The following is a 19,356-nucleotide window of genomic DNA, read 5'->3' on the forward strand; positions in this document are numbered from 1 at the left end:
ATATCATTCAAAGCAAAATCATCAGCTACGGCAAGCTTTATACCCTAGTTCGCTTTCCAATAACCTGATAAAAAGTGTAAAATAGGCCCCCATCAAAGCACCAATCAATTTTTTATCACTTTTTTATATTTATTGAATTTAATTTCAAGAGGTTATAGAGATGAGTTTACCAAACTGTCCAAAGTGCAATTCTGAATTTACATGGCAGGACGGGGAAAAACTAAATTGCCCAGAGTGCGGAAATGAGTGGTCAGAAAACACGGCTTCATCCGCTGATGAAGAAGGTCTAGTGGTACGTGATGCCAATGGTAACCTGCTAGCTGACGGCGACTCAGTCACCGTAGTCAAAGATCTGAAAGTAAAAGGCAGCTCTTCAACGCTGAAAATTGGCACTAAAGTGAAAAGCATTCGCTTGGTTGAAGGTGACCACAATATCGATTGTAAAATTGATGGTTTTGGTCAGATGAAGCTCAAGTCTGAGTTTGTTAAAAAGAGCTAATGGCCTAAGTCTGCCTTTTGCCCCCTGTAGAGTGACAATATTCTCTGTAGCTTAGGAGATTCACTTGCATTGGGGGCCGTTCGTTCCACACCTCACTTAGTAGCGATTCTGTGCCTATGCCAACCTCCGCATAGTCGTCAGATACAACACAATCTATTCGTCACCAGTCAAAACACAAAATGAGTGTGAGACACCGAGCAAAAAAATCCGGTAGATAACATAGTAAGCCATGAAAAACATTACGTTATAGATAATGCATGTCTTGTGCATCAGTATTGATTAACTTATTTATAAAATCTGTCTTATCCATCAACTTGCAGTTTTTGATCACTTTCCTAGAATAATGCAACTGGACCATTGCTTCTTTGAATGAAATAAATTTTAGGATTAATGCATGCTTTAGTCCTAGTTTAGTCGATATCTTATCCGAGAAGAAATAGACCAATCCGCCGCCTGTTAATGCTCTATCGTGTTCAATCGAACTAATAAATGAATATTTTTTTAGCATAAGTCTTACTAGGGTGGCTGCAATATTATGCGAGAATTTCTTTGCAGGACACATTCTTGAACCTGCGCCGAATGGCATATAGCAGTCATCTAATTGATCGCGTTCTAACCATCTATCTGGATCATATAAATTTGGATGTTCAAATCCTTTCTCATGGCAAGCTAAAAAATCAAAAATCATGTTAATTCCTTCAGGTATAATCACTCCATGACTAGTATGATATTCGTGCTCTGCTATCCTATTTGTAATACCAAATAGTGGATATAATCTTAATGTTTCATCAAGTATCCTTTTTATTAAGTCATTATCATTCATATTTTCTTTAAGTCTAACTTGAAAATTAACATTCTGCGATAAAGCGACAATAGTATGAGCGATAAATTCTGATATTTGAATGACTCCCGTATGAAAGAATACGCCCATAATTAATTTCGCAACTATCTCTTGGCTTACACCAATGGATTTTTTTGATTTTAAATCGTAAATCACATCTAAATCACATTGAGAGCGTATATATCTTAAAACTGTTTCCCTCACCTCAACATCTGGAAAAGAAATAAATGAAATAGTTTCTTTAAAAGAAATGACATTTTTACTTAGCAACTCCAATATTTCATTTGAACATGGTTGGCCAAATATTTTAATATGAAAAAACTCTACCATTATAGTGATAATTTCATTTCTTATGATTGAAACTCCCGATTCCTTATCATTAAAGAATTGAAACCCTCTTCTTTTAAAAACATCATAAAGTATACTATCCATCTCATCTTGAGAAACAACCAACATTGGTTGAATGATTTTTTTAAGCTCCTTATATAACTCCCCGACTTCCATATTTTCCACATGACAATCAACTGGAGAATGAAAATACTCTATTAGCTTTCTAGTGACATCTTTCCCTTTATATTGATTATCCCTAAGCAGAGATTTAATTTCATGGCCCGTTACATTTTCATACGGTAAAAGAATAAAATCTTCACCTCCCCTGAAAATCTCATCCCTTCTTATTTTTGCCTCTGACTTTAATTTTCTATAAATCCACCTCATACACCACCTTCTTATGGCACATATAAGCGCATTTCTGAGAGATTTGTGACATATTATTTTATTTAGGATTTAACAATCCTTAAATAAAAAATGATTTAACATTACCTGCTTAATCAACACTCATCATTAGCTCAATCTACTTACAGTGAACTAAATTAAGGAAGTGGTGAGACAGGCTCATAATCATCAAAGAATGTATGTAAACCGATTTCACTTAACTCCAGCGGTGGCCGATCATCTACAATTGGCTTAAATGCTGGAAGTTTGTCTCCCCATTCTATCGCTCTAAAAAGGCACTCGGCAGCCCAGTCATAATGTGGTTCATAATAAGTTCGCCGAGGTATTGCGCATCGTATTAACTCATAAGGTGCTTTTATTCGCTTACTTGAATCCTGCGGATTATTGGCATCAATACGGCCTCGTTGTAATGAATCCATTGCCGTAGAAGCAAACCCTCCTTCAATGTAAGCTTGTGCAGATAAGCAGGTGGCAGGTCCCTGAGTATGGTCTAAATGGGGTAAACATTTCCCCGCATTAATATAAACGGCGAAGCAGCTGGCTGGTTCCAAAATATGTATTCCTCGCTTCTGGCAAGCATTAGCAAAATAATCAACTTGTCTCTGTCGGTCTTGAAGATAGTAATCATTAACGCCCTCGATTAACCCAACCGCTAGAGATTCCAAATCACGGCCAGCTAGACCGCCATAAGTAATAAATCCATCAGTACGAATGACCTTTGGATGCATTCTCTGCCAAAATATCTTATTTCTAAGCGCAATAAAACCGCCCATATTCACTAAGCCGCCTTTTTTTGCACTCATATGGCATCCATCTGCGTAGGAGAGCATTTCATTTACGATACCCAAACAACTTTTATCTTTATACCCAGGTTCATGACTCTTTATTATCCAAGCATTTTCAGATATGCGTGCTATATCTAAATAAAGCTGGGTATCAATTTTATTATACTTATCAATTATTGCTCTGACATTTTTGATATTTTCCATTGATACAGCTTGCCCACCATTTAAGTTATTTGGAACGACTAACTCTACTAGTGGTATTTTTTCGGCATATTCAATAAAGTAATCCTCAAATTTTTCTAAATTCATATTCCCTTTGAACCAACTATAGTTTTCCTCATCCAGATAGTCGGGACATATTAGGTCTACCGGCTCAGCTCCCCGCTGAAACGCCCAAGTGCTGGTAGTCGTAAAGTGTGTATTGGAGGGTACTTTGTCACCAGGCTTTACAAAAATCTCATAAATTGGTGCTTCAGCAGAGCGACCTTGATGTGAAGGAATAATGTATGGCATTTTAGTAAATGCTTGGCACGTCTCCTCGAAAATTTCGTAACTACGGCAATTGAAATAAGATTCATCACCTTCCATCATCGCCGACCACTGCCTGTCACTTAATGCCCCAGTGCCAGAATCAGTGACCATATTGATAAAAACATATTTCGCCGGCAATAGTCGGCCAGAATAGCCGTACTCTTGCATGATTTCTTTTCTTTTTTCTCGCGTTGTCGGAATACTATATTCGACCGCTTTTATTCGATAAGGGGGGGCTTTATCAAATGGCAGATCGGTTTCCCGCAACATATCTTCATTACTGATTCTCATTTTACGCCTCCTCATTAGTGAGAGTTATGGGTGATCAAATAAGGGCTCATATTCATCAAAAAAAGCCCTAAGTCCGATATCCCTTTTTTCTAGAGGGGGCCTAAGCTGATTCATTTTCTGGCGGACGTAAGGCGGAATTTTGTTCCCCCAGTTCATTGCGCGATAAAGCGACTCGGCACACCACTCATAGTGGGAGTCCATATATACCCGCCGAGGAAATGCACATCGAATTAATTCATAGGGTGCCAACTGAATTTTTTGAATATTAGTCGGGTCACTACTATCTTCTCTTCCCCGATGCAGTGAGTCCATAGAGGTAAAACCAACCCCACCTTCAATGTAAGCTTGCACACACAGTGCTGTACCGGGCCCGTGCTGCTTTTCTATATGTGGCAAACAATGCTCTGCAAGAATCCAAATACCCAATGTGCAAGCTGGGTTAAATGTTGCAATGCCCCTCTCTTTACACGCCTTCGCAAAAAAATCACACTGCCTTTGCTTATCTTCTAGATAATAATCGTTGACTCCCTCCATTAATCCTATGGCTAACGCTTCTAAATCACGACCAGCAAGCCCACCATAAGTTATAAATCCATCAATACGAATGAGCTTTGGTTGAAGCCGCTGATAATCTATTTTATTTCTTAATGCAACAAAGCCCCCCATATTGACAAGGCCAGCCTTTTTAGCGCTCATATGAGTAACATCAGCAAAAGACATCATTTCTTGAACGATTTCCAGACAAGTTTTATCTCCATAACCAGCCTCATGTTTTTTTATAATCCAGGCATTTTCGGAAATTCTTGCGGCATCTAATGAAAAAATCACATTTCTGCGGCTGTAATTATCAATGATCTGACGAACTTCACGAATATTCGCCATTGAAACTGGCTGACCGGCGCATAAGTTATTTGGAACGACCAATTCAACTAAGCCGATCCGATCACCTTGTTCAATAAATAGTTTCTTTAATTTTTCCGTATCAATATTCCCTTTAAACCATGAAGAATTATGTTCATCAAAATACTCAGGACAAGTCAGGTCAATAGGCTCGGCCTGCTGGTAATAGCAGTGCGCTCTGGTAGTAGTAAAATGGCAATTAGATGGAACAAGATCGCCATTATTGACAAAAAGCTCATAAATAATAGCTTCTCCTGACCTTCCTTGATGACAGGGCATGACATATTCCATCCCTGTGAATTTTTGTAAAACTTCTTTAAGTGGGTCCCAGCTCTTTGAATTAAAATAAGACTCATCTCCTAGCCACATCGCAGCCCACTGTCTGTCGCTCATAGCATTTGTGCCAGAATCAGTACACATATTGACATAGATATATTCAGCGGGAAGGTTAGGTGCTGACCAGTTGTACCTTTTAATCAACTCTTTTCTTTCCGCACGCGTAGTCGGCATGCTGTACTCCACGACTTTCACCCGATAGGGGGGCACTTTGTCAAAAGGGATATCGGTTGATGCCATCATTTCTTCATTGGATATTCTCATAATTCATTTCACCTTTGATTTCTAAGTAATTTCAGGTTTGAGTCAAAGTTTCCATCTTGATAAAGAAATGCTTAATCTCTCGTTGCATCAACAATATCCAAAATATATATCTCACATAAATAACTATAAATGATTACATATATACTTATCACACAATTAATTAAAGTCGTTAATTACATTGGAATTTTTTTGTACCACACCCGCATTCACAATTATTAATTTTGAATAATGAAATTGTCACTTTAATTATTTTAGCGCACTGACAAAATAGCCAAAAAGCAATTGAAAGTGCAATAATTAGCATAGTATCGAATCTTTAAGTGTCAAATATAACTGAAGTGAAAATCACAAAAACCGCATAAATTAATAAATAAGTTAGATATTTTTATCTATAAAAATATGAAACTCTCTAACTCACTAAGACTGTAAAACACTGCCCAACTTCACCATGGATATTAAAATGATACAGTCAATCTCAGTATCAATATTAAGCCATGTTTTTCATCAGAAAAACCTAAACATTGATAATAACCTTAATGTTCATGGTAATTTTATATTCATATCAATTATTAGACAATTAATCACTTTAACTAATTAATAAATTAAGAAGATATAAGCCATTATACTTTATGACGCTGTATTCCATCGGGAAAAATTTAATGGATATCATATTCCCTCACTATCATGATATTCATTATCAAAAAAAGCAGGTGCAACAACTTTGGCTATACTAAATTATCTCACCATACCAAAGCAAGATGTTGCCATGCTCTTGCAGAGTTCTCTACTCGGGAATAAACACCAGTTAGGAATATTATTATCAATAGAATAAATGGAGGATTATGACCAAGTTAACACATCTGCATTGGGAGCAAAAAAACATTCTTCTTTAAGAATAAGTCATTGAGGTAATTAACATGAGTCAAGATGAAAATTATGGCGACACTCTATTTTGTCAGGAAATTGCTGACGAAATGTATCGCCTAGAACTGGTTTCAAAAACCTACGATTTCATTAGCCAACGTCAAATATCCACACTCATTACGCAGCCTGATATGCGTTGTCTGGATATAGGTTCAGGTACTGGGAGTATGGCAAAATGGTTATCTGAACAGCCTAAGGTAAAAGAAGTTGTTGCGCTTGACAGATTCGTGAATTTATTAGAAAAAAAACTAACCATTTCAGAAAAGTTACATATTGTACAACACGATTTGAATAGTGATGATTATACTGGCGAGTTTGATCTTATCAATATTCGTTTTGTTCTTATGCATCTAAGAGATAGGGAGAAAATATTAAATAAAATATCCTCATGGTTAAAACCAAGTGGATGGTTGATTGTCTCTGATGTTATTGATTTATCGCCTGAAGAGGTGGATGACCCCCTTTATAGAAAAATCATGTCAACGATGTGGCAAGTTCTCATTGATTCCATTGGTACTGATAAAAATTGGTCTCACAAATTAAATTTACAATTTCAATATCTTGGCTATAGAAATATAACGAATGAAGTTTATCTACCACCAATTAGTAAAGATTCCCCTATGGCTGAATTTTGGTGTCTTACTTGGCGAGCCATGCATGATCGTTTGTTAGAAATGAGCGATCTAGATGAAAGAACTTTAACAGATGCTGAAAATAGGCTGATTCAGGGAGAGATGGTGGCTTTATCGCCAGGCATGATGACTTGCATTGGTCAAAAGTAAGATTTTGCTTTATACGGCTAATGGCGCAGCACAATCAGTGATGTCCTTATAGGAAGCCTTAACCAGTGCTCATTCATTAAGTTAACCTATTGATAAAAGGTTACTTAGGTATTTATTGCTGCCCTTCTTAACCATAAACTCTCCCGCACAATTCATTTAGATATATCTTTTTTGACTTCCCCTCTTGCAAACTTCGATATATCGATCTAGATTAGATATATCGAAATTATTTCGATATATCTAAAGGAGATAAATTATGTTTGGATTTTCAAAACGTGGTCACAGCCACTGTGGCGAACATCGGGAAGAACACCACCGCAGCGGTGAAAGAATGCATCGTGGTGGTCGTCACCCAATGGCCGGTAAGGGCCCGGAAGCAGGCAGAGGTGGGCGGCATGGTCGTGGTGAGAAGATGCAACGGCTGTTTGAGCACGGTGATTTACGTGTTGTCTTGTTGGCGCTACTGGATAAAAAACCCAGCCATGGCTATGAGCTCATTAAAGCAATCGAAGAGGCTTCTTCAGGACTGTATGTGCCAAGCCCAGGCGTTATCTACCCGACGCTGACACTGCTTGAAGAGCAAGATTTTGTCACCCCTGTTGCCACCGGCAATGGCCGTAAGAGCTACCAAATTACCGATGCTGGTAAGGTTGAGTTACAACAAAATCAAGCCATGGTTGATGTCATCTTTTCTCGACTGGCGCAGGTCAATCGCCGTCCTGAAGGGAATCTCGCTGAAGGCATTTCTGATGTGATGCACCGTTTACGTCATATTTTGCGCAGTAACATGGTGCGTTCAGACGTGACACCAGAGCAGGTACTCCGCATTAATGCCGCGTTAATGACCGCAGTAGAAGCCATTGAGAAAGAGTTAACACAACAATCGACAGACGCAACGACGGATGAACAGGAGAAAAACTGATGCCCGGCTATCGTTATCGAATCACCATTGAGCCTATGACTGACCGTAAAGGTGAGCCGATTGATAAAGCCCCTGTCACATTTGAAGCCGAGAATCATGATGAGATCCTCGGCATCATCGAGCGGTTACAGGCGCGCGAAGATCTGGATTTTGGCAAAGAGAAAACAGCGGCCTTCGCTTTGGGGCTGAAGTTATTCTCAGAAACCATGATGGAGAACCGCAAACATCCCTTATTCGCGCCGCTTCGTACTGCGTTTACTGAATTTATGATGCTGTTGAAAAAAGGGCCATCTCACGATCGTCACGAGCCCTAAAATCGAAAAGGCCATTGTTATGCGTGATGAGATGGGAATATCGTTTATCGAGGATATTCCCAGCATTTTTAACTCAAATCCGCACCGTTACTGGCAATGACTTTTTTATACCAATAGAAGGATTTCTTTTTCTTACGGGCTAAAGAACCCTTCCCTTGGTCATCACGATCAACATAGATAAAGCCGTAACGTTTGCTCATTTCGCCGGTCGAGGCAGAAACCAAATCGATGCAGCCCCATGAGGTGTATCCCATCACGGGGATACCATCGTCAATCGCCTCGCCCATGGCCTTAATATGCTCGCGCAAATAGCTGATGCGATAATCGTCTTCAATTTCACCCTGCGGGTTAATCTCATCTTTTGCACCCAAACCATTTTCAACCAGAAACAGTGGTTTCTGATAACGGTCATACATCATGTTCATGGTGATGCGTAGCCCCAATGGATCAATGCCCCACCCCCACTCGCTGGCCTCGATATGCGGGTTTTTCAGGGATTTAACGATGTTAGCAGCACTGCTGTTATGTTCGTTCATCTCAGCCGAAGCACAACGAGAGGCGTAATAGCTGAAGGAAACGAAATCTACCGTGTCTTTCAGAATATCGTCATCTCCTGCTTCTGTGATGATTGAAATGCCCTTCTCTCTGAACAGACGTTTGGTGTAGGCCGGATAAGCACCGCGCGCTTGCACATCAATGAAAAACAGATTCTCACGGTCTTTTTCCAATGCCGCCCAGACATCTTCCGGTTTACAGGTCCGTGGGTAGAAATTCCCCCCTGCGAGCATGCATCCGACCTGATTATGCGCATTGACCTCATGGGCAATCTTGGTTGCCAGTGCGCTGGCAAGCAGTTCGTGGTGAGCGGCCTGATATTTGACCTGCTCCTGATTTTCATTCGGTTCAAAGACTAATCCCGCACCTGAGAACGGGCTATGAAGCAGGATATTAATTTCGTTAAAGGTCAGCCAATACTTCACTAACCCATCAAAGGCTTCAAAACAGGTCCGCGCGTAGCGAGTGAAAAACTCGACCATCTTGCGGTTACGCCACGAACCGTATTCCGTCACGAGGTGCATCGGCACATCAAAATGGCACAGCGTCACTAACGGCTCGATATTGTGCTTTTTGCATTCACTAAACAGGTCACGATAAAAAGCGATTCCCTCAGCGTTTGGCGTCATTTCATCGCCATTCGGGTAGATCCGGCTCCATGCAATGGAGGTACGGAACACGGTGAATCCCATTTCAGCCATCAATGCGATATCGTCTTTATAGCGATGATAAAAATCTATCGCCTGATGGCTCGGGTAAAACTCATCGTCCCTTAAGGTAAAACGCTTTTCCTGCCCCAGTTTCACCGCTAAACGGTGTGGCCCATGGGGGATCATGTCAACCGTCGTCAGACCTTTACCACCTTCGAAACAAGCACCTTCGGCCTGGTTTGCAGCTAATGCGCCGCCCCATAAAAAACCGTCGGGAAATGTTGATACAGCCATGAAACACCTCGTTTTTCAGTTAATCTTTATTGCGTTCTGCGCCGCAACGGCATCGGTCGGATGGGCGGTATCGCCTGCATTATCCTCGACCGGAATATCCTCAAAACCCAGTAGCAGTGTGGTGACGAATGAAATCACGATTGCCAGAACCATGACGCCAAATACCCATACGATACTCATTGGATTTGCGGGGTCGAAGAACTGGACACTGGTAAACAGCCCAGGTGAGGCCATGGAATGACTGGCTAGCCCACCAATACCCGCTACCGCGCCACAAATAAACCCACTGATTAGGCTGGCGATTAATGGGCGTTTGAGTCGTAAAGCGACACCATAAAGTGCGGGTTCAGAAATACCGGCCACGATTGCCGAGGCCGCCGCAGCCAGTGCCGTCTGGCGTAACTCTGGGTTCTTGGTACGCCATGCAACAGCCAATGAAGAGCCGCCGAGCGAAAGGTTCGCACCAATTTCCGATGGCATGACCATGCCCTCTTTCCCGGTTTCGGCAATGGTTTGAATGATGGTCGGGGTGAATACACGGTGCATACCCGTCATCACCAGCAATGGCCAGAGTGCACCCATAATCGCCACAGAGAGCCAGCCCAGATAATCATGTACGCTGTACACCAGAGATGAAATGCCACTACCAATCCAGATCCCCAGCGGGCCGATGAAAATAATCGCGATAGGCGCAGAAATCAGCACAATCAGCATGGGTTTGAGGAAGTTTTTTGTTACCGCAGGGGTGATGCGATCAACCCAACGTTCGATATAAGAGAGCAACCAAGTCATGCACAACGCTGGGATCACGGTATAGGTATATTTCACCGCAGTGACCGAAACACCCATAAATTCAACATGCTGGCCTTGGGCGGCTTTCGCCATCAAATCAATAAAGGCGGGATGGACCAACACACCCGCAATGGCGATAGCCAGCGACATATTGGTTTTGAATTTGATGGCAGCAGAGGCGGCCACCATCACTGGCAGGAAGAAGAAAGCACCGTCACCAATCACATTAAGAATAATCAGTGTCGATGAGCCTTTCTCAAAGATACCGGTCATATCCAGTATCATTGCCAGCAATTTCACCATCGAACCGCCAATAATGGCGGGGATCAGCGGTGACATAGTGCCAATCAGTGCATCTAAAATGCCAGCCCCAATACGTCTTAAGGTGATTTTGTTTTTCTGTGGCTGAGCATTTTCAGGCAATGCGCCTTCTGGTAGGAGCTTCACTACTTCTGCATAGGCATATGCCACATTATTGCCAATGATGACCTGACATTGGTTTTCATTTCGCACCACGCCCAGTACACCACTGATCGATTTCAACTTTGCCAGATCAACCGCACTGTCATCATTGAGCACGAAACGTAAGCGTGTCATACAGTGAGTCACTGCCCCGACATTGTTGGCTCCGCCAATAGCCTCGACAATTTGCTGAGATACTGCGGCATAATTCTTTGACATGAGTAACAACTCCCCGTAACGACGCACGCTGAGCTAAGCGAACTATTTGCGGTCGAAGGGTCAGCGCCCTTACCAGCATAATGGTACAATTAGCCATTGTATTCATATAGTTATGATTAAAAAATCGACCAGTCAACCATCGAGATGTGTTCTTTTTAGACAAATAGGTAACCGGTTCCACATGAGAATCGTTAATTACGGATTGGATTTCAATAGCTATAGAAACAGTATTTCAATTTTGTGATGATGATCGGTATGTGTGTAGCAATTGATCCAATTCGGTAGGCAACTTCTTATTCGCAGTGGCATGTTCGCCGTGACGAGTCATAGTCACGTGTCCGTAGTGACATGTCCGCAGTAACATGTCCGTAGTAACATGTCCGTAGTAACATGTAGAATGACCGTCAATATTAAAAGCCAGGAAGAATCTATGTCGACGATGCAGGAAGTGGCAAAGAAAGCCGGTGTGTCAAAAGCCACTGTTTCTCGGGTTCTATCAGGCAAAGGCTATGTTAGCGAAGCGACCAAAGAACAGGTCTTTAAAGCGATTGAAGAGGCGGGATATCGGCCAAATTTATTGGCGCGGAATTTGGCGACAAACAAATCTGAATGTATCGGTTTCGTGGTCACCAATACACTTTACAATGGGAATTACTTTAGTGAAATTCTTTCTCAAGCTGCGAAGAAATTAGAAAATAATGGCCGGCAGTTAGTGTTAGTCGACGGAAAACACAGCGCCGAAGAAGAACGAGAAGCTATTCAATTCCTGCTAGACCTACGTTGTGATGCCATTATCATCTATCCCCGTTTTTTGACTGTCGATGACATGGATTTGATCATCGATAAATACAAACAGCCGATTATGGTGGTCAACAGAAAATTAAGAAAAAATGGTAGCCACTGTATTTTCAGCGATCATGCAGGTGCGAGTTACAACGCCACACAATATCTTATCGAACGCGGGCACCGTGATATCGCTTTTATCACGGGTTCGCTGGACTCCCCGACTGCTATTGAGCGCCTTTCCGGCTATAAGAGTGCGCTAACCGCCAGCTCTCTACCGATACAAGATTCGCTTATTGTGCAGGGAAAATGGACGCCAGCATGTGGCTTCGCGGCCGTAGAGTCATTACTCACAAGTCAGGTGCCGTTTAGCGCCATTATTGCTAGCAATGATGATATGGCTATTGGTGCGATGAAAAAGTTAAATGAAGCAAAGATTAAAATACCGGATGAAATATCTATCATTGGATTCGATAATATTCCATTGGGGCCATTTCTTAGCCCTTCGTTATCCAGTATTAAAGACCCCGTCAGCAGCATGATCAATGAAGTCATCAACCGGTTAATATCAATGCTGGACGGGGGCTACTTATCAAACGAAAATCTTTTTCAATCTGACCTAATCGTCAGAGACTCAGTTTGTCATGGCCCTTTCTGGGGCCAAAACATTGATCTATAAACATTGATCTATAAACATTGAGTCAAAAGAGTTAGCAAGAATTATTTAACCTGTACGCCTTCAACAGATAATATTAGCTCGACCTCTTGTGAGGCTGGGCCTAAATCGGTGGTGATATTAAAGTCTTTCAACTTAATATTACCATTCGCTTCGAAACCAGCGCGGTATCCGCCCCATGGATCACTGCCTTGACCTGTCAATTTACTTTCCAGTGTTACAGGCTTAGTGACGCCATTTAAGGTCAGATTCCCGACCACGGTATATCCTTCGCCGTTCTTCTTCACTTCAGTAGACTCAAATGTCGCCTGTGGGAATTTACTGACGTTCAGGAATTCTTTACTGCGCAGGTGTTTATCACGCTCTGCATGATTGGTATCAACGCTATTGGTGTTGATCACCACATTCACTTTATCGGCAGCCGGATTTTTCTCATCAAAGGTGAATGTTCCGTCGAAATCATTAAAGCTACCGTATAACCAGCTATAGCCTAAATGTTTAATCCGAAACTCGATAAAGGCATGTTGCCCTTCTTTATCGATTTTATAATCGGCGGCTACGGCGCTGCCGGCAGTCAACATCAGTGCGCCTACAGTCAGGCCCAATAGGGTCTTATTAAACATAGTTAATTCTCCATAATACAGTTGGTTAATCGGTGCTACGTCCCAGCATCCGTTTAAGGGTAATATCACCATCAATAAAGTGGTGCTTGATTGCAGCCAACCCATGCAATAGTGAAAGTACGACTACAGCCCAAGCCAGATAAAGATGTATCGTTCCGGCGGTATCCGCCTGATCAGGTAAACCCGTTAATGTCGCAGGCACAGAGAACCAACCAAATACATTGATAGGTTGCCCATCAGCCGTTGAGATTAAATAACCGCTGAACATAATACAAAATAGAATAATATATAAAGCCAAATGAGCGAATATCGCGCTGGCACGTGTCAAACGACTATAGCTTGATAAGGGTTTTGGTGGCGGTGAAATAAAACGCCAAATAACCCGAAATAGCATTACGGCAAATAATAAGCACCCAATACTTTTGTGTATTTCGGGTGCTTGATGATACCAGCCATCATAGTAGCCCAGCGTCACCATCCATAATCCCAAAGCAAACAGTGCATAAACGGTTAATGCCACCAGCCAGTGGATGCCAATAGTGATGCGCCCAAACTGTTCCTTGGTATTTTTCCAAAGCATAATGAGTCCCTTATTGCTCAATTCACAGCGCAATAATCAAACATTATGAAACATAAAATCAACACTTATTTGATATAAGATATATTTCCATACTGGCTTTCAGTTATTTTGCGCGAGTCGATCATCACTCGGTCAGTTTAATTGGCTGACTTTACTTATCTTGACACAGGCATAACAAATATAGAGAAATAAAAATGACGCTATATTAGTCAATGCCTCATCGCCTGCATAAATTCAATTAAGATAATGTCTATTTGTTATACATAAATCGCGTCATTCACGCATCGCAATAATGCTGAGTGATCGAGGGGAATACCCTGAAGTCGTCGACAGAAATCCCCCAAGCTGATAGTGATATCGGCTTGGGGGAAATAGGGTCTGAATTACTGAAGAGACTGCTGTAACATCCAGTTCAATACTTGTGCGGCTAATTTATCACTCGCCAAACCAAATGCTTCAACCACCTCATTCATGTCCGTGCCTTTTATTGGCTGACGGATTTCAAAATGGCGAGTCGCGATAATTCTACGATCCGAAATTCGTACCAGTCGGGCATCGAAACTGATCAGTACTTCACTGCGATCCGTTAGGTATACGCCTTGGAATGCAGAGAGATCACCGCTCAACTCGACATCTGCTTGCAAACTATCATCGTCACTACTGACGGCACGAATACGGCCATCTGCACGGAACTCCTGAATCAAGCGGTTACGCAGTAAAATCGGCGCAGGATCACTCCAGCGAGAGTTTTGATAGACTGCAATTTCCTGCCCTTGAGGTTGCACAGCAATGCGCGAACTGTTCAAGAATTGGCTGGTCATTGGTTGAGAAACTCGCAATGACCAATCCACGGTTTGTGCACGCGGCGTATTGGTTGCTGGCGGCACTGGCAATAGATAGACCTGCGAAATCGGTACAGTTGGGAGAATAGTGCAAGCTGATAGCAACATCGCCAGCATGGAGACCATCAGTAACCCAGTGCGGCGTCCTGCGCTGCGCATTACCTTAAGAGATATCATCGAGGCGTAAACTCCTGTGTTCTTTCACGACCACGCAGCAAGGCTGCTGGGTTTTCTTCCAAACGGGAAACAGCGGCGCGCAATGTGGCTAATGTTCTGCGCAGCTCATCCACCGCTGGCCCCAGTTCATTCATTCCTTGCATACCGTTATTGAGCGAAGTTTGATTTTCGCTGACCAATTTATTGAGGATCGTGCTGGTATTTTGCAATGACGCCATGGTCTTAGCTGCATCGCCGAGCAGTTGTTTCCCCTGCCCCTCCATCAATCCATTGGCATTACGCAGTAAGCGATTGGTTTGCGCTAACGTATCATTGGCCTGTTTACTGGCCTGCGCCAACTGCTGCAACATGGTACGGATATCTGAGCGTTGATCCGCCACAGTCTGAGTGACCAACGCCAGATTATCCAGCGTTCTGATCAGCCGTTGTTGGTTATCCGGTTCCAAAAGCTGATTCAAACGCACCAAGACTTCATTGGCGTTACTCATGAAACTCTCACCATTAGCTAATAGCTGGCTCATCGGCGATGGTGTGGCAACAATAATCGGGATTTCGCCATCTACCCCTTCGAGCAACGGGCTTGATTGGTTGCCGCTGCTGAACTGAATATTTGAGGTGCCCGTAATACCGGCTACCGTCAAGCGTGCTTGGGTATCTTGGCGAATGGGCGTTGATGCTGAAACTCGCACCCTCGCCCAAACTTTATTGGGGTTATCTCTGTCTAAACGTAGTTGCGTCACTTCACCGACACGAATCCCACTGTATTGCACTGTACTCCCTTGAGACAGGCCACTGACCGGTTCATTGAAGACAATATCGTACAGATTGAATTGGCGGTTTGAGCCAGCGTTGGTCAGCCATAGGCAAAATAATAGCGCGGCAGTGACCACAATGAGAGTGAACAAACCAATGACAACATGGTGCGCACGGGTTTCCATATTACAACCTCTCTCCACTATTCGTTGCTGCCTGATACGCAGCTCGGCCACGCGGGCCATGAAAATATGCCTGAATCCAGTCATCAGGGTATGCAGCGACGTTATCTAAAGTATCCACCACCAGCACTTTCTTCTGCGAAAGCACCGCCACTCGGTCACACAGTGTATAGAGTGTATCCAAATCGTGTGTCACTAAGAACACCGTCAAATTTAAAGCATCACGCAATGTCCGAATCAAACTGTCAAATGCTGCTGCCCCAATGGGGTCAAGGCCCGCCGTCGGTTCATCAAGAAACAAAATATCGGGATCCAATGCCAGCGCACGGGCTAAGGCGACGCGTTTAACCATGCCGCCCGAAAGTGACGCTGGATATTTACTGCCCGCACCTGGCGGCAAGCCTGCCAATGCCAGTTTAACTTGCGCCAAACGTTCCGCTTCATCCCGTGGCAATCCCGCATTTTCAATTAATGGCAGCGCCACGTTTTCAGTCACTGTGAGCGAGCTGAACAGCGCACCGCGTTGAAATAGAACACCAAATCGGCGTTCAACCATCGAGCGGGCCTGCCCCGACAGTGCCATTAAGTCCTGACCAAAAACATGAATCTGCCCACCCGTGGGGCGGCGCAATCCAACAATGCTGCGTAACAGCACGGATTTTCCTGTTCCTGATCCCCCCACTACGCCAAGGATCTCGCCACGCTGAACATCGAGATTCAGGTCTTGGTGAACCGTCTGTTTGCCAAAGCTGTTGACCAAACCGCGGATTTGAATGATTGCTTCTTGCGACATTTGGCTCACCATCCCATTTCCATGAAAAATAGCGCCGCGACGGCATCAAGCAAAATAACGACAAAGATAGAATGCACGACACTCGTGGTGGTATGAACCCCCACAGACTCGGCGCTACCGGTGACTTTAAAGCCTTCCAAACAACCAATAATGGCGATGAGGAAAGCGAAAATCGGCGCTTTACTGATCCCCACCAGAAAATGCTGCAATCCATTACTGCTTTGCATAATCGATAAGAACATCGTCGGCGAAATGTTTAGCGCTAAAGCGCACACCACCATGCCGCCGAAAATACCGCAGATCATGCCGATAAAGGTGAGCATCGGAAGTGAAATTAATAGCGCCAAGACTCTGGGCAACACCAGCAACTCGACCGGATTCAGCCCCAGCGTTTGGATGGCATCAATCTCTTCATTCGCTTTCATCAGCCCGATTTCAGCCGTAAAGGCGCTGGCTGTCCGTCCTGCCATCAAAATAGCGGTGAGCAAAACCGCAAACTCACGCAAGAAAGAAAACACCACCAGATCAACCGTAAAGATACCCGCACCGAAGGTGGTTAGCACCGTTGCACCGAGGAAAGCGATGACAGCCCCGACCAAAAAGGTCAGCAGCATAATGATGGGGACGGCATTCAAGCCAATTTGTTGAATATTGGCGATAAGCGACGTCATTCGCCAACGAGAGGGACGAAACATCGTGCTGAATAAAGCTTCGAGTGTTAGACCGACAAAGCCAAGTAATGACTTGAAGTCTTGCCATAAATTGTCCATCGAACGGCCAATATTGGACAATAACTCCAGCCAAAATGGTGAGGGCTTTTTGGTCGGCTCTGGTGCTAAATCGGGTAAAACACGGCTCACCGTTTCCAGTAAGACTCGGCGCTCTTCAGGTAATGTAGGGGCGAGTTCACGCAGTTGATTAACACGCTCCTCGCCCAGTAATAAGGCCAGTAAAGTCGCCCCAGCCGTGTCCATCGCGCCCAATTGGCTAAGATCAAACACCACCGTCGCCGGGAGATTGGCGCGTAATTGCGTCACTTCAGGTTCAAGGGTGCGGTAATGCGCTAATACCCAATCCCCCTTTGCGGCAACTCGGGCAGGTTGAGCCGAGCTATCGATATCGAGTTGTGCTGTAAACTGCCGCTCGGTCATAGAGAAAGCCTTACTCTTTATTAAGATACGGTGATGGTATCGTCAATATACCAAAACCCAATTCATAACCTTAAATAGATATATCACACACTTTAGCAAGAGTAATGACTAATCAGAGTATTGCCAGACAGATTATTAGGCGACAATTTAAGTATTCACCCACTGGGATATCACATTAGGCTTTTGCCAATTGTGGCGATTCTTTCCTCGGCATCGTAAACCAAACGACAGCGGCTAGCAGGATCAGTAGCGCACTGGCGGTGCCTAATACCAAACTATGTGAAGCCGAGAAAGCAAGCTTGGCGCTAGTCAGTAGCTGCTCATGCCCGCCCAGACGATTAACCACTTGGATAGTTTCGCTAATGGATGCGCTCGCCTGACTCACTAAATCTGCCGGTAAATCGGCCGGTAGCACAATAGAGGCGGTATAAGCGCGCGACAGCATCAAGCCAAATATGGCGACCCCGAGTCCAGCCCCCAGCTCATAAGCCATTCCTTCGACTGCGCCCGCCGCACCCGCTTTTTCAGGCGGAGCAGCACTCATGATGGCCGCCGTCGAGGCTAATAAAGAGGCCTCGATGCTGAAACCAAGCAATATCATCCATCCCCACGCCAGATAGGCTTGAGTGGCAAAATCGGTCCACGCCAGCCCCAGAAAACTCAGCGAGCTCAGTGCGATGCCTGCACTGGCGACGGCACGCAACCCCAGTTTAGCCACCAGCCAACCAGAAAGCGGCCCACTCACGCCACTGGCAATCATGAGCGGCAGTAGGAACATGCCGGCATCAAGTGGGCTTTTGCCCAAGACAAACTGCAATTCTTGCGTCAAAAGCAGCTCGAAACCCACCAAGGTGATCATCGCGGTCATTGCCATCACCATCCCCACCGCAATCACCCGCTGGCTGATCAACCGAAAATCGATCATTGGGGTTTGGCTTGAGAGTTGATGGCGCACAAATGCATATAGCATCACCCCACCGAACAGCGCTGTCAGGGAGGTTATCACCATATCGCCACCACCACGCAACCCCGTTTTGGCCGCATAGACCAGCATTAAAATTGCGGTAATCAAGACCAGTGCAGGAGCCAGTTTCCATGTTTGCTCTTTGCGAACAGGTTGACTGGGAATCACCACCAGCGTGGCGATAACCACAATGATGATAATGGGGATATTGATCAAAAATACCGAGCCCCAATAGAAGTACTCCATCAAGACGCCGCCCACCAGCGGCCCCATTGCGGCCCCCATGGTACCAATCGCGACCCATATCCCCAGCGCCATCGCGCGTTCCCGCTCATCAGTAAAGATATGGCGCACAGCGGATAAAGTGGCAGGCAAGATCATCGCGGCACCGATAGCCAGAAAGGCGCGAGCAACAATAAGCGCGGCAACCGAGGGGGCCAGCGCCGCCGCCAAAGAAGCCAATCCAAACAATACCGAGCCGATTAAGGCCAGTCGCTTAAAGCCTATGCGATCCCCCAACGCCCCCATTGGGAGTAATAAGCACGCCATGACCAGTGAGTAGATATCAATGATCCACAGCAATTCGCTGCCCGTTGCGGACAGGGCAATGCCTAACCGAGGCGCAGCGACATGTAATACGGTTGCATCAATCGATACAGGCAAATACATCAAGATAATAACGTAGAAAATAATCCACTTTTTAGACATAAAAACGCTCAAATAGGGCTATGAAATA

The 19,356-nt window shown here is 44.2% G+C and carries 17 protein-coding genes; 5 read left to right on the forward strand and 12 right to left on the reverse strand.

The annotated features are described in order from the left end of the window. The first annotated feature begins 160 nt into the window (after positions 1–160). Positions 161–499, forward strand: coding sequence for a zinc ribbon domain-containing protein YjdM (locus tag BN68_RS14915; RefSeq protein WP_019211970.1), 339 nt, complete (start codon positions 161–163; stop codon positions 497–499). Between the two features lie 244 nt (positions 500–743). Here BN68_RS14915 and BN68_RS14920 read toward each other — a convergent pair whose 3' ends face one another. The 3 genes from BN68_RS14920 to BN68_RS14930 all read right to left on the reverse strand — a co-directional run bounded on the left by BN68_RS14920 (position 744) and on the right by BN68_RS14930 (position 5,182). Next, positions 744–2,057 carry a cytochrome P450 gene (locus BN68_RS14920; protein WP_019211971.1) on the reverse strand — a complete coding sequence of 438 codons (1,314 nt, stop codon included), beginning with the start codon at positions 2,055–2,057 and terminating at the stop codon, positions 744–746. A 155-nt stretch (positions 2,058–2,212) separates the two neighbouring features. Further along, positions 2,213–3,682, reverse strand: coding sequence for a tryptophanase (locus tag BN68_RS14925; RefSeq protein ID WP_019211972.1), 1,470 nt, complete (start codon positions 3,680–3,682; stop codon positions 2,213–2,215). Positions 3,683–3,706: 24 nt separating this feature from the next. Next, entirely contained in the window at positions 3,707–5,182 is a 1,476-nt protein-coding gene (locus tag BN68_RS14930; protein ID WP_019211973.1) for a tryptophanase, read from the reverse strand. Between the two features lie 917 nt (positions 5,183–6,099). On the opposite strand from BN68_RS14930, the gene BN68_RS14935 reads away from it, so the two are divergent. From BN68_RS14935 to BN68_RS14945, 3 genes are all read left to right on the forward strand, one after another. Continuing rightward, a complete protein-coding gene (locus BN68_RS14935) occupies positions 6,100–6,888 on the forward strand; it encodes a class I SAM-dependent methyltransferase (protein ID WP_019211974.1) in 789 nt (262 codons plus the stop codon). A 256-nt stretch (positions 6,889–7,144) separates the two neighbouring features. Then, on the forward strand, positions 7,145–7,810 hold the full coding sequence (locus tag BN68_RS14940) for a PadR family transcriptional regulator (protein ID WP_019211975.1): 666 nt from the start codon (positions 7,145–7,147) through the stop codon (positions 7,808–7,810). Further along, on the forward strand, positions 7,810–8,124 hold the full coding sequence (locus tag BN68_RS14945) for a DUF3861 domain-containing protein (RefSeq protein ID WP_019211976.1): 315 nt from the start codon (positions 7,810–7,812) through the stop codon (positions 8,122–8,124). Before BN68_RS14940 ends, BN68_RS14945 begins: the two co-directional genes overlap by 1 nt. Positions 8,125–8,192: 68 nt before the next feature. Here BN68_RS14945 and BN68_RS14950 read toward each other — a convergent pair whose 3' ends face one another. Further along, positions 8,193–9,623, reverse strand: a complete 1,431-nt coding sequence (locus BN68_RS14950) for a 6-phospho-beta-glucosidase (RefSeq protein WP_019211977.1) — start codon at positions 9,621–9,623, stop codon at positions 8,193–8,195. Between the two features lie 15 nt (positions 9,624–9,638). Continuing rightward, complete coding sequence (ascF, locus tag BN68_RS14955) at positions 9,639–11,096, reverse strand: PTS cellobiose/arbutin/salicin transporter subunit IIBC (RefSeq protein ID WP_019211978.1); 1,458 nt, start codon at positions 11,094–11,096, stop codon at positions 9,639–9,641. Between the two features lie 430 nt (positions 11,097–11,526). On the opposite strand from ascF, the gene BN68_RS14960 reads away from it, so the two are divergent. Then, positions 11,527–12,558 carry a LacI family DNA-binding transcriptional regulator gene (locus tag BN68_RS14960; protein ID WP_019211979.1) on the forward strand — a complete coding sequence of 344 codons (1,032 nt, stop codon included), beginning with the start codon at positions 11,527–11,529 and terminating at the stop codon, positions 12,556–12,558. Between the two features lie 41 nt (positions 12,559–12,599). On the opposite strand, the gene BN68_RS14965 is transcribed toward BN68_RS14960, so the two are convergent. The 7 genes from BN68_RS14965 to BN68_RS14995 all read right to left on the reverse strand — a co-directional run bounded on the left by BN68_RS14965 (position 12,600) and on the right by BN68_RS14995 (position 19,328). After that, a complete protein-coding gene (locus BN68_RS14965; RefSeq protein ID WP_019211980.1) occupies positions 12,600–13,178 on the reverse strand; it encodes a YceI family protein in 579 nt (192 codons plus the stop codon). 25 nt (positions 13,179–13,203) lie between these two features. Next, positions 13,204–13,758: a cytochrome b gene (locus tag BN68_RS14970; protein ID WP_019211981.1), complete on the reverse strand. Its 555-nt coding sequence runs from the start codon at positions 13,756–13,758 to the stop codon at positions 13,204–13,206. Between the two features lie 383 nt (positions 13,759–14,141). Continuing rightward, positions 14,142–14,777 (reverse strand): ABC-type transport auxiliary lipoprotein family protein, encoded by a 636-nt coding sequence (locus tag BN68_RS14975; RefSeq protein ID WP_019211982.1) that lies wholly within the window; start codon positions 14,775–14,777, stop codon positions 14,142–14,144. After that, positions 14,774–15,715, reverse strand: a complete 942-nt coding sequence (locus tag BN68_RS14980; RefSeq protein WP_019211983.1) for an MlaD family protein — start codon at positions 15,713–15,715, stop codon at positions 14,774–14,776. The genes BN68_RS14975 and BN68_RS14980 overlap by 4 nt, the downstream gene beginning before the upstream one ends. 1 nt (position 15,716) lies before the next feature. Continuing rightward, positions 15,717–16,517 carry an ABC transporter ATP-binding protein gene (locus BN68_RS14985; protein ID WP_019211984.1) on the reverse strand — a complete coding sequence of 267 codons (801 nt, stop codon included), beginning with the start codon at positions 16,515–16,517 and terminating at the stop codon, positions 15,717–15,719. Beyond that, positions 16,511–17,656: an MlaE family ABC transporter permease gene (locus BN68_RS14990; RefSeq protein ID WP_019211985.1), complete on the reverse strand. Its 1,146-nt coding sequence runs from the start codon at positions 17,654–17,656 to the stop codon at positions 16,511–16,513. Before BN68_RS14990 ends, BN68_RS14985 begins: the two co-directional genes overlap by 7 nt. A 175-nt stretch (positions 17,657–17,831) precedes the next feature. Further along, positions 17,832–19,328, reverse strand: coding sequence for a SmvA family efflux MFS transporter (locus BN68_RS14995; RefSeq protein WP_019211986.1), 1,497 nt, complete (start codon positions 19,326–19,328; stop codon positions 17,832–17,834). Positions 19,329–19,356 lie beyond the last annotated feature (28 nt).

Origin of the sequence: Yersinia massiliensis CCUG 53443 (genome assembly GCF_000312485.1) — a bacterium.
Classification (GTDB): domain Bacteria; phylum Pseudomonadota; class Gammaproteobacteria; order Enterobacterales; family Enterobacteriaceae; genus Yersinia; species Yersinia massiliensis.